Genomic DNA, 11,903 nt, shown 5'->3' with positions numbered 1-11,903 from the left:
TCTAAAATACCGCGGCTGCAATCTGCCGAATATTATCACTCTTTCCCATAGAGTAATAATGCAGTACAGGAACATCCGCTGCTTTTAATTCTTTACTCTGTTGGATACACCATTCGATTCCGACTTGACGCACAGCGGCAGCATCTTTTGCATTGACCACTTCCATGACAAGTGCATCAGGGACATCGACACTAAAACGTTGCGGAATCATATTCAGTTGTTTTTTTGTAGCTAGCGGTTTCAAACCAGGGATAATGGGTTTTGTAATGCCTGCCGCCCGGCATTTCTCTACAAAATCAAAATACTTCTGGTTATCAAAAAACATTTGCGTGACCACATAACAAGCTCCTGCTTGTAGTTTTTTCTTTAAAAAATGGATATCACTTTCCATACTCGGTGCTTCTAAATGTTTTTCAGGATAGCCAGCAACACCGATACAAAAATCTGTTTTTGCACTGTTTTGTAAATCCTCGTCAAGGTAGATACCATTATTTAAGGCAACTATTTGCTCTACTAAATCTTGCGCATATACATTTCCATTTTTATTAGGTTTATAGTAGGTCTCACTTTTTACGGCATCACCACGTAAAGCAACCACATTTTCTATACCTAAGAAATCCATGTCAATCAGGAAATTCTCAGTATCTTCTTTTGAAAACCCTCCGCACAATACATGAGGGACAGCATCAACACTATACTTATTTTGTATGGCAGCACAAATCCCAACCGTTCCTGGGCGTTTACGAACAACTTTCTTTTCTAGCAATCCGTCTGGACGCTCTTTGTAAATATATTCCTCACGGTGATAGGTCACATCAATAAACGGAGGGTTAAATTCCATGAGCGGGTCTATATTATCAAATATAGTGTTGATATTCTGCCCTTTAAGAGGAGGTAGAATTTCAAACGTGAATTCTGTTTTTTTAGCTTCAATTGCCTTGCTTATATGGTCTCTTACTTTCATAAAATGATTTCATTTTCATTTCCGCAAAGGCGGAAATCTTACTGCTCATGCTAACAGCAAAAACATGTATTTATAGTATTATATTCATTAGTACACTTCGACAAGCTCAGTGTGACACTCTTGATGATCAATCTGCAATATTAGGTGCTAGCCATTTTTCAGCTTTCCTGCCGGCAGGCAGGCGCGAAATATACTTTCTACCTAATCTGCTATGTTTGGTGACAACCATTTTTCAGCTACTTTAAAATCAATTTTCTTCCGCTCTGCAAAATCCCTCACTTGATCTTCTTTTATTTTTCCCAATCCAAAATACCTCGCTTCTGGATGTGCAAAATAGTACCCACTTACACTTGCTGCTGGCCACATCGCCAAACTCTCTGTAAGTTCAACCCCAATGGATTCTTTTACGCCTAATAATTCCCAAATGGTTTCTTTCTCCAAATGATCTGGACAGGCGGGATATCCTGGTGCTGGACGGATTCCCCTATATTTTTCTTTGATTAAATCTGCATTATCTAAGTCTTCTTGACTCGCATATCCCCAATACTTTATGCGGACTTCCTTGTGCAAGTATTCTGCAAAAGCTTCGGCAAGACGATCTGCGAGTGCTTTGATCATAATCGCATTATAATCGTCAAGGGCTTCTTCGAATTGCCTTGCTTTTTCTGCGGTTCCAAATCCTGTGGTGACACAAAACGCACCCATATAATCTTGTAAGCCGCTTTCTTTTGGAGCGATAAAATCTGCTAAGGCCATATTAAATTTCCCTGCTGCTTTTTTAGATTGTTGGCGGAGGGTACGAAATATTTTCTTTGTTTCATGAACCCCCTCTATACTCTTAACGTGCCCTTCGACAGGCTCAGGGTGACAATTTGTAGTGCTTTCTTGTTTTAGGTTCTCGACTGCGCTCGAACAGATAAGAATATCATCATCGTTTATGGAGTTTGCTTCAAAGAGCCCAAATGTGGCTTTGGCAGTAAGCCATTTTTCATCAAAAATCTGCTGAAGCATGTCTTGCGCATCTTCAAAAAGCTCCGTGGCTTGTTTTCCTACCACGGTATCGGTTAAGATATTTGGATATCTTCCGTGCAAATCCCAACTTCTAAAAAACGGACTCCAATCAATGTAATCTTCTAATTTTTTAAGATCAAAATCTTCTATCACTTGAATTCCTAATGCTTTCGGTTTACTAATATCCTCAGGCTTCCAATCGATCTTAAATTTATTAGCACGTGCTTTTTCAATACTTAGATATTCTTTGATTTGTTGACGCGAGTGAAAGCTTTCGCGAAAGCGTGTATATTCCTCTTTTAATTCGCTTTTAAAGGTCATTTGAGTGTCTTTCTGCAATAAATTTCCTACGACAGTCACCGCACGAGAGGCATCATTTACATGTACCACCGCATTTTCATACTGCGGATCAATTTTTACAGCGGTATGCGCTTTACTGGTTGTAGCACCTCCAATCAAAATGGGAATTTTAATATCTTGACGTTGCAGTTCTTTAGCGAGATAGACCATCTCATCTAGCGACGGTGTAATCAATCCGCTTAGGCCAATAATATCCACTTGATTCTCTATAGCCGATGCAATTATTTTTTCTGGTGGTACCATCACCCCTAAGTCAATAATTTCATAATTATTACAGGCTAAGACCACCGAAACAATATTTTTTCCAATATCATGGACATCTCCCTTAACAGTCGCCATCAATACCTTGCCATGCCCCCCAACCCCCGAAGGGGGAGTTTCCGACTCAAGCGCTTCCAAAATCTCTTCCAGAACTATATCTATCTGATGTAATACTTGACGATTTGTAAAACGAATGACTCTAAAACCTTTATCTTCTAACCAGTCCGTTCGCTCTTGGTCGTTTATTTGATTTTCAGGTAATTGATGAATTGATCCATCAATTTCGACAATTAAATTCTTTTTAAGACAGACAAAATCTGCAATAAATTGCCCTATAATATGCTGTCTTCTGAATTTAAATCCTTTTAAATTTTTACCAGACAAGGCATTCCAAAGCATCGCTTCTGCCTCTGTAGGCTTATTCCGCATTTTTTTTGCGTGGTTCTTAAGTAAACTATATAAAACAGGGTTTGCCGTTTGCCAAGCTTGCAACTCCCCCTTTGGGGGTTGGGGGGCTTTTTTCGCGTCTTCAATAAAAGGTAACAAATACGCTACCGCTTTTTTCATAACGCGCGCACTTTTTACCACTTGTGGTAGGAACATTTTACCACTCCCAAAAAGGTCACCCACGACATTCATGCCCGTCATAAGATGTCCTTCAATTACTTTTATAGGAGCATCTACTGACAAACGTGCTTCTTCTACATCTTCTACGATGTATTTATCAATTCCTTTGACGAGTGCTCTTGTAATCCGGCTTTGAACGTCTTCTTCGCGCCAAGCCTCTGCCTCTTTTTCAGTAACTGCTTTTTGACCAACGGTTTCGGCAAAATCCAATAAGCGTTCGGTGGCATCATCCCTTCGGTTGAGAATCACATCTTCTACACGCTCTAGTAAATCTTTTGGAATATCGTCATATACTTCTAGCATGGCTGGGTTGACAATTCCCATATTCATACCCGCTTTAATGGCATGGTATAAAAACACAGAGTGCATAGCTTCACGCACGGCATTATTTCCGCGAAAGCTAAAAGAAACATTACTCACACCTCCGCTCACGCTACAATGTGGTAAATTTTGTCGCACCCATCGGGTACCTTCTATAAAATCAATGGCATTCAGCTTATGCTCATCCATGCCCGTAGCGACGGGAAAAATATTAAGATCAAAAATGATATCTTCTGGAGGGAAATTGACTTCATTCACAAGAATATCATACGATCGTTTGGCGATTTCTATACGGCGGTCATAGGTATCTGCTTGTCCAACCTCATCAAAAGCCATCACAATCACAGCGGCACCATATCTTTTGATACGTTTTGCTTGTTGTTTGAATTGTGCTTCTCCTTCTTTAAGGCTTATAGAGTTGACAACACATTTCCCTTGCACAACTTGAAGACCCGCTTCTATAATTTCCCATTTAGAGCTATCAATCATGATAGGCACTCGAGAAATATCGGGCTCAGCAATTACAAGATTTAGAAACTTGACCATGGCCTCTTTGCCATCTATCAAACCGTCATCCATATTAATATCAATGATCTGGGCACCATTCTCTACTTGGTCACGAGCCACAGATAGCGCTTCGTCAAAGTTGCCTTCTTTGATGAGTCGCAAGAACTTCTTAGAGCCCGCTACATTAGTACGCTCACCTACATTAATAAAATTACTTTCCGGAGTAATAATCAAAGGTTCTAGACCTGAAAGTTGCATGTATTTAGGGGTACTGCTCATTATAGGATGATGGGTCTTGGTGTTACGCCTTCGGCTATTTTTGCGATGGCTTTGATATGGTCTGGCGTTGTGCCACAACAACCGCCTATAATATTGACAAGATTCTTGTCTATATAGTTTTTGATTTGGGCTGCCATTTGAGCTGGTGTTTGGTCATATTCTCCAAAGGCATTTGGTAAGCCTGCATTGGGGTGGGCTGAGATTCCGTACGGAGTTTTACTCGCAATCGCTTCTAGGTGAGGTTGCAACTGACTCGCACCTAATGCACAGTTAAAACCAACCGATACTAGAGGAATATGAGAAATCGATATTAAAAAAGCCTCGGCAGTTTGTCCTGAAAGTGTACGTCCTGAAGCATCTGTAATCGTACCACTTACCATGACGGGAATATTAGAATTGCGTTCTTCTTTTACTTCTTCGATGGCGAAGAGGCAGGCTTTTGCATTTAAGGTATCAAACACGGTTTCGACGAGCAGAATATCTACACCACCATCCATGAGGGCTTCTACTTGTTGCTTGTACGCCACACGTAACTCATCAAAACTCACGGCTCTGTATCCTGGGTCATTGACATCTGGAGACATACTGGCTGTTTTATTGGTAGGCCCGATACTTCCTGCAACAAAACGCGGTTTGTGTGGTTCTTTTTCGGTGAACGATTGTGCGACTTCTTTGGCGATTTTCGCGGAAGCGAAATTCAAATCATACACATAATCCTCCATTTCATAATCTGCCATCGCAATGGTCGTACTAGAAAATGTATTGGTCTCTACAATATCTGCACCTGCAGCAAAATACTTACGATGTACCTCAGCGATCGCCTCGGGTTGGGTAAGTGAGAGCATATCATTATTCCCTTTTACAGAAAGGTGAAAGTCTTTAAATCGTTCTCCTCGAAAATCTTCTTCAGTAAACCTATACGCTTGAAGCATGGTTCCCATGGCGCCATCTAAGACGAGAATGCGTTCTTTAAGCGCTTTATGTAATGTATTCATTTTGGTTTCTAATCAATCGTTAAGCGCAATACGTCTTGAAAAGAATATAGAGGCACTCCTGTTTAGGGGTTACAACTAAAAATATGTATCAAGAGTATGTATAGGTTTCACCTATTTGTGTGTTATCTATACCAATAACGGATAGAATGTAGCACCTTCTTTCAAGGGAAAGGGTTGCTAAGGTTTCACAGGGTCTAATCCCTCCACCTTTCTTGATAACTTTTCAATGTGTACTGAACTTTTGTTATTGCAAATATTGCGATATAAAAATGATTATACAATCTTTACTAGATAAATTTTCTGTATAAATTAAATAAACAAAATACAACAGAAAATTTATCTGCAATTTCTCTTATTTATAGATTTATAACAAGAGACATTGCTTTCTCATATCAGTTTTTACGCTGTGTGGGTTTTCTATTTGTTTTTATTCCTTTTTAAAAAAACTAAATACGCTCTAATGCCTTTTCAACATCGTGGATAATATCCTGAATATGTTCCAATCCTACCGAGATGCGAATCAAACCATCGGTGATCCCTACCTCTTGGCGCTCTTTTGGACTTAATTTCCCATGGGTCGTACTTGCAGGATGGCTTACAATAGTTCGCGTATCTCCTAGATTTGCAGTCAAGGAACACATCTGAATCGCATTCAAAAATGCACGCCCACTTTCTAATCCACCACTAACTTCTATCGTGACAATATTTCCTCCCTTTTTCATTTGTTTTTTAGCCAATTCGTGTTGTGGATGTGATGGTAAAAAAGGATAGCGTACTTGCTGTATTTTAGGATGTTTTTCTAGTTGCTGTGCTAATTGTAGCGCATTATCACAATGCTTTTCTACTCTCACAGCAAGTGTTTCCAAACTTTTGGATAAGGTCCATGCATTAAAAGGAGATAATGCTGGCCCTGTAATTTTAGCAAAGCGATACACGGTATCGATAAGCGATTCATTGCCCACAGAAATCCCTCCCATAACTCGTCCTTGGCCGTCTAATAATTTGGTAGCTGAATGTATCACAATATCGGCACCCCATTGTATAGGTTGTTGTAGATACGGTGTTGCAAAACAATTATCTACAATAAAAATCAGGTGATGCTTTCGCGAAAGCGCACCCAACCATGCTAAATCTACAATATCAGTCGCTGGATTTGTTGGAGACTCTACGTATAAAATCTTAGTTTCTGACCGAATTAAACTTTCTATATCTTCTAGTGCGTTCACATCAAAGTAGGAATGTGAAATATTCCATTTTGGGAAATATTTTGTGAACAAGCTATGTGTATTTCCAAAAATAGAACGTGCCGAAAGCACATGATCTCCGCTATCCAGCAATGCTGCAAAGGTGCTAAAAATCGCACTCATTCCAGTGGCAAACGTAGTTCCTGCTTCTGCGCCTTCTAGCAAACACATTTTTTCTACCAACTCTGCACAATTCGGATTACTGTAGCGACTATACACATTGCGTTGTTTTTCTTCGGCAAAAGAGGCTCTCATCTCTTCGGCATCATCAAAGACAAAACTAGACGTGAGGTACATAGGCACTGAGTGCTCTTGATACTGTGTACGCGCTAGTTGTGTGCGTATCGCTACAGTTTCAGGGTTTTTAGATATCATTAGTTTAAACTCGTTGCAATTTTTAAAATATCTCCCAAAACACCTCTCGCGGTTACCGCTTTTCCAGCACCAGCGCCTTGAATAACTAATGGTTGATCTCCATACGATTTGGTATAAATCTCAAAAATAGCGTCTGCGCCTTTGGTTTGACCCAATGCTGTTGTTTTGGATTCTTGAACAAGTTTAACCTCTAATTTGCTGGTTTTCAGGTTTAATTCTCCCACATGACGAAGCACCTCACCACTTCCTAATTTTGATTTACTCTCTGCAAAAAAAGGATCGAGGGTTTTTACGCTTTCGCGAAATTGAGATAGAGTCGTCTTCCCATTCAATGCTGCGGGCACTAGCGATTGGATTTTTACATCCTTAAATTCTTTGGTTAGCCCCACTTCTCTTCCTAAAATCAACAATTTTCTAGCGACATCTTTACCAGAAAGGTCTTCGCGCGCATCAGGTTCGGTGAGACCAAGCGCATCTGCTTCCTTTAGAATTTCTGAAAAGCTTTTTTCTTCTTCTGAGAAAGTATTGAATAAATAACTCAACGAACCCGAAAACACCCCTCGTATTTTATGTATTTCTTCACCACTTTCATAAAGGTTCTTTATAGTTTCAATGATGGGTAATCCAGCTCCTACATTGGTTTCGTATAAAAATTTCTTTTGATTTACTTCCAAGATATCCCGTAGTTCTTGATAGAAATCATACGTAAGTGTATTGGCTATCTTATTGGCTGTGACAATATGAAATCCATGCTCCACCAAGTCGATGTAATTTGTTACAAACTCAGAGCTCGCCGTGACATCTACGGCCAATAGATTTTTGTAGGAGTTCGCTTTCGCGAAAGCGTACACATCTTCAAGTGTATAGGAAGTTGATTTTGTTTCAAAATTTGCACTCCAACCTCCAGTCGCATTATTTTCAAATAATACAAGTTTTGAATTGGCAATCGCAAATACATTTAAGGTATTTGACGTTGTTTTTTTATTGTATTCGGCTATTTGTTTGATGAGCGTACTCCCCACATTACCGATGCCAAAAATGGCAATATTTATTTGTGACATAGTTGTTTTTGAAATATAGGTTTGATAATAGTGCTCAATTGTTCGTACTCGATCAAAAAAGCATCATGCCCATGAATAGAATGAATCTCATGGTAATAACTCGGCACATCTGCCTCTTGAAGAAGCTGATAGGTTTGATATATAGGTTCTGGATAAAACAAGCCATCAGAATCTATAGCCACTAAATGGACTGTACTTTTAATGGGTTGCAAAAGCTCTTGGATTTCTCCTCTACCATCCGTAATAGATGCCGATCCGAGTAAATGATTCATGAGTTTATACGTGCTTAATTCAAAACGCGCTTCCAAACGTTTACCGTGATGTAATAACCAACTCTTTACATTATACATCCCTTTTTCTAAATGAATAGAACGATTAAACTTGGCTGTAAAGGAAGCCGCTGTTCTGTAAAAAGTCATCGCATGCATGCGAGCATCATGCAACGGCTGTGTAGAATTATGTAAAATCTGCTCTTGAATACTGCATTGTGCAATCACCCAATCGGTCGCTTTCCAATCGGTAGCGACGGGGATTAAGTGCTCAATAAGTGCGGGATTTTGCACCGCAAGTTCCCAAGCAATTTGTCCTCCCAACGAACCACCAATGACCGCAAAAAGGGAATTTATGTTCAGATGATTAATCACCTTCATTTGAATCTGAGCGATATCTCGATTATGAAATTGGCTATACTCCGTAATAAGATGATCTAGTTGTCCATCATACCCATTGCCGGGAATATCTATCGCTAAGATGGTGTAACCATCAGTATCAATCGCCTTATTTTTTCCTATCAGGTCACTCCACCAACCATGGTCTCCAGTGACAGAAGAATTTCCTGTAAGCGCATGATTGACCAAAACTATAGGTGCTTCACCCAACGTCTGACCAAATAATTGATAGGTCACCGTGAGATCACAGGTATAGCCTGTATGGGTTTGAAAAGAGGGGATATGAAGACTTTGTAGCATTGTTTTGTGTATATAAAGTGGGGCTTCTTTTCAAATAAAAGAAGCCCTCACTTACCTAACTAAAATTAATTATGCAAATGCTTTCTTATCTACTTTGGCAAAAGCAGCGATAAGATCTTCTTTTAAGTCTTCAATATCTTCCAGACCCACTGATAATCGGATCAAATCACTCGTCACCCCTGTGCTTGCTTGCTCCTCGACAGTTAGTTGCTGGTGTGTTGTACTCGCTGGATGAATAATAAGCGATTTACTATCGCCTATATTGGCAAGTAATGAGAATAATTGCGTTTCATTGGCAATGGTTTTGGCACTTTCAAAACCTCCCTTTATGCCAAAGGTGACAATCCCACTTTGCCCTTTGGGCAGGTATACATCTGCAAGATGTTTATAGACGCTACTTTCCAATCCTGGATAATTCACCCATGCGACTTCGTCACGTGTTTGTAACCATTTGGCTAATGCTAGTGCATTCTCCGAATGTTTTTGAACACGAATGTCTAAGGTTTCTAAACCTTGTAAAATCTGAAACGCATTAAAGGGACTCAGTGCTGCGCCATGATCACGCAATCCTTCGATGCGGACTTTAGCGATGAATGCTGCGGGGCCTAATACATCGTGATATACGAGTCCATGATATCCTGCGGAAGGTTCTGTGAATTCTGGGAACTTCCCGTTACTCCAATCAAATTTCCCAGCATCTATGATCACGCCCCCTAGAGAGGTACCGTTTCCATTTATGTATTTTGTGAGTGAGTGAATAACGATATCGGCACCATGCTCGATAGGATTTAGTAAAGCGGGAGTCGCTACCGTATTATCTACGATGAAGGGGACTTTATGCGCTTTCGCGAAAGCGGAAATCCCTTTCAAATCCAATACATCAAGTTTTGGGTTTCCTAACGATTCTACAAAGAAAGCACGGGTGTTTTCTTGTGCTGCCTTCTCAAAATTTTCAGGATCTGAAGGATCTACAAACGTGGTCGTAATGCCAAAACGAGGCAGGGTGACGCTCAATAAATTATAGGTACCTCCATACAAACTACTAGATGCGACAATATGATCCCCTTGCTTTAACAAGGTTAATAGCGCTGTATTAATCGCCGCTGTACCTGATGCGGTCACAACCGCTGCTAGGCCTCCTTCGATCTCCGTAAGGCGTTTTTCTAAAATGTCGTTGGTAGGATTATTGAGACGGGTGTAAATAAAACCTGGCTCTGAAAGGTTGAATAGGTTTGCAGCGTGGTCTGCGTCTCTAAAGACATAGGCGGTACTTTGGTAAATAGGCACTGCTCTAGTGCCTCCGTTTGCTGCATAATCGTGTCCTGCGTGCAATGCTTTGGTTGCTAATTTTTGTGTACTCATTTTTCTCTTTTTTGAGTTTAATAATTTCCCCATCACCTCGTGTGAGTGGATTAAAAACAAAAGTTGAACATCTATACTTTGAAATGTATATAGACTTTAGATCCCGCTGTGTAACAGAATTAATTCGACGGTCTTTTTTGAATACGTTGTGTTGCCACTTTTCAAAAAGGGTCTCATTAAGAAAAATATTATAAGAAAAAACATAAACTACGCTTTTGGCGTAGCTCGATGTTATCTATCCTCAAGTTTCGGTAATGAGCGATTCTTGGGTAGAATGTAGCACCTTCTTTCTAAGTGAAAGGGTTGCTAAGGCGTCATAGGGTCATTCCCTCAGCCTTTCTTGATAACATTTCAATACGTTGTTGAACTTTGTGAGTGCAAATATTGCAACAGAAAAATGAGGTTTCCAAACTTTTTGTGAAAAATTTTCTGTTAAAATCAATTATTTCAATTTTTGTAGATTTATTTTCTACATTATTTAATTTTTATAAAAAATATTTATGTTTTATGATTGATTATTATTTTTAATCAGTTACTATCATAGTTGCTTTTCGCCTTAGATTCAAATGAACTTTTTAAAATTTTACTTAAAATTAACTATTTTTATTTATTCTAAATAAAAATAGTTTCTTTACTTTACGTTGACAAAACGTATTAGAATAGTAGAAAGTACACAAAATTACTGATTACATATCTTGACCAAATACTTATTATTTACAATGTAAACAAAGGAACTCTTTTATCATCTAATCTGTTATTGTGCAGCTTCTAATAAACCAACCTATGGAAAGAAAAAATAGTACTAAAATTGAGATTATTGATCAAACTATAATCAGCAGAAAAACGCAAAAAGTGTTAGCCGAGGAACCATGGGATATTGATCCCACTAAAAAAGAATTACTCAAACAAAACATTCAAGAACTCTTAGATTTAGCCCAATACGCACCTTATCATTATAAAATAGACGAGAAGTATTATGCAAAGGCTAAAAGCGAACTTGACTCTTGTGTGCCTTGGCGGTTTTATGTTTTGGATACGGAAGCTTGTCGTTATTTATATTTCTATATTAAAAATCCTGCTATAAAAAAAGATAAAATACGAGACATGCTTGCTGCAGCTGATGCCTTATTAATGGTCACTTGGCTACCGCATCCTCCTAGAGAAAATTCACAAGATGTTACTACAGAGCGAATGTTTGAACCTCTTCCTTTTGATGGAAACGGGATGAATATGGAACATATTGCTGCTACGTCTTGTGCCATTCAAAACATTCTTATCGGGGCTACGGCTAGAAATATACCTACCTATTGGTCTTCTGGCGGAAAGCTAAGAGATAAAGTAGCTAGAGATTATTTAGGAATACCTATGAACGAAATTTTATTAGGTGCTATTTTTTTATTTCCAGAAGATGTTGAGAAAAGAAAAGCTACAATCATTCCAGGAGCAAAAAGAAATGAAGGCAAAGAACAATCTACTTGGAGTACTTGGCTCCATCTCAATGAACCTGCCAATATTTAATTTAAAAACACAGCAAACTAAAGGTTTTAAACACTTCAAGAATGCTACAC

8 protein-coding genes and 2 riboswitches are annotated in these 11,903 nt (G+C 39.1%); of the genes, 1 reads left to right on the top strand and 7 read right to left on the bottom strand.

All coding sequences use genetic code 11. The features are described from left to right. Window position 1: 1 nt before the first annotated feature. The 7 genes from metF to ACFO3O_RS18500 all read right to left on the bottom strand — a co-directional run bounded on the left by metF (window position 2) and on the right by ACFO3O_RS18500 (window position 10,335). Complete coding sequence (metF, locus tag ACFO3O_RS18530; RefSeq protein WP_379981607.1) at window positions 2–964, bottom strand: methylenetetrahydrofolate reductase [NAD(P)H]; 963 nt, start codon at window positions 962–964, stop codon at window positions 2–4. Window positions 965–1,165: 201 nt separating this feature from the next. Continuing rightward, window positions 1,166–4,330: a vitamin B12 dependent-methionine synthase activation domain-containing protein gene (locus tag ACFO3O_RS18525; RefSeq protein WP_379981605.1), complete on the bottom strand. Its 3,165-nt coding sequence runs from the start codon at window positions 4,328–4,330 to the stop codon at window positions 1,166–1,168. Continuing rightward, entirely contained in the window at window positions 4,330–5,325 is a 996-nt protein-coding gene (locus ACFO3O_RS18520) for a homocysteine S-methyltransferase family protein (RefSeq protein WP_379981603.1), read from the bottom strand. The genes ACFO3O_RS18525 and ACFO3O_RS18520 overlap by 1 nt, the downstream gene beginning before the upstream one ends. 119 nt (window positions 5,326–5,444) lie before the next feature. Continuing rightward, window positions 5,445–5,547, bottom strand: a riboswitch (SAM riboswitch). A gap of 224 nt (window positions 5,548–5,771) precedes the next feature. After that, the gene (locus ACFO3O_RS18515) at window positions 5,772–6,944 is read right to left on the bottom strand and encodes a trans-sulfuration enzyme family protein (RefSeq protein ID WP_379981601.1); all 1,173 of its coding nucleotides are present in this window, start codon (window positions 6,942–6,944) and stop codon (window positions 5,772–5,774) included. Further along, window positions 6,944–8,005 carry a homoserine dehydrogenase family protein gene (locus ACFO3O_RS18510; RefSeq protein WP_379981599.1) on the bottom strand — a complete coding sequence of 354 codons (1,062 nt, stop codon included), beginning with the start codon at window positions 8,003–8,005 and terminating at the stop codon, window positions 6,944–6,946. Before ACFO3O_RS18510 ends, ACFO3O_RS18515 begins: the two co-directional genes overlap by 1 nt. Further along, window positions 7,993–8,973, bottom strand: coding sequence for an alpha/beta fold hydrolase (locus tag ACFO3O_RS18505; RefSeq protein WP_379981597.1), 981 nt, complete (start codon window positions 8,971–8,973; stop codon window positions 7,993–7,995). The genes ACFO3O_RS18510 and ACFO3O_RS18505 overlap by 13 nt, the downstream gene beginning before the upstream one ends. A 69-nt stretch (window positions 8,974–9,042) precedes the next feature. Further along, the gene (locus tag ACFO3O_RS18500) at window positions 9,043–10,335 is read right to left on the bottom strand and encodes an O-acetylhomoserine aminocarboxypropyltransferase/cysteine synthase family protein (protein ID WP_379981595.1); all 1,293 of its coding nucleotides are present in this window, start codon (window positions 10,333–10,335) and stop codon (window positions 9,043–9,045) included. A 228-nt stretch (window positions 10,336–10,563) separates the two neighbouring features. Further along, window positions 10,564–10,685, bottom strand: a riboswitch (SAM riboswitch). A 433-nt stretch (window positions 10,686–11,118) separates the two neighbouring features. Between ACFO3O_RS18500 and ACFO3O_RS18495 the strand changes: the two genes are divergently transcribed. Next, the gene (locus ACFO3O_RS18495) at window positions 11,119–11,853 is read left to right on the top strand and encodes a nitroreductase family protein (RefSeq protein WP_379981593.1); all 735 of its coding nucleotides are present in this window, start codon (window positions 11,119–11,121) and stop codon (window positions 11,851–11,853) included. Window positions 11,854–11,903: the final 50 nt, after the last annotated feature.

Origin of the sequence: Dokdonia ponticola (assembly GCF_042653865.1) — a bacterium.
Classification (GTDB): Bacteria; Bacteroidota; Bacteroidia; order Flavobacteriales; family Flavobacteriaceae; genus Dokdonia; species Dokdonia ponticola.
Note: the sequence above shows the minus strand (reverse complement) of the source record. Positions and strands in the feature narration are given on the sequence as shown.

What these genes read in the sequence shown, in the direction of transcription:
- ACFO3O_RS18505 (WP_379981597.1), bottom strand. Translation starts at nt 8,973, where the DNA reads ATGCTACAAAGTCTTCATATCCCCTCTTTTCAAACCCATACAGGCTAT.
- ACFO3O_RS18500 (WP_379981595.1), bottom strand. Translation starts at nt 10,335, where the DNA reads ATGAGTACACAAAAATTAGCAACCAAAGCATTGCACGCAGGACACGAT.
- metF (WP_379981607.1), bottom strand. Translation starts at nt 964, where the DNA reads ATGAAAGTAAGAGACCATATAAGCAAGGCAATTGAAGCTAAAAAAACA.
- ACFO3O_RS18525 (WP_379981605.1), bottom strand. Translation starts at nt 4,330, where the DNA reads ATGAGCAGTACCCCTAAATACATGCAACTTTCAGGTCTAGAACCTTTG.
- ACFO3O_RS18510 (WP_379981599.1), bottom strand. Translation starts at nt 8,005, where the DNA reads ATGTCACAAATAAATATTGCCATTTTTGGCATCGGTAATGTGGGGAGT.
- ACFO3O_RS18515 (WP_379981601.1), bottom strand. Translation starts at nt 6,944, where the DNA reads ATGATATCTAAAAACCCTGAAACTGTAGCGATACGCACACAACTAGCG.
- ACFO3O_RS18495 (WP_379981593.1), top strand. Translation starts at nt 11,119, where the DNA reads ATGGAAAGAAAAAATAGTACTAAAATTGAGATTATTGATCAAACTATA.
- ACFO3O_RS18520 (WP_379981603.1), bottom strand. Translation starts at nt 5,325, where the DNA reads ATGAATACATTACATAAAGCGCTTAAAGAACGCATTCTCGTCTTAGAT.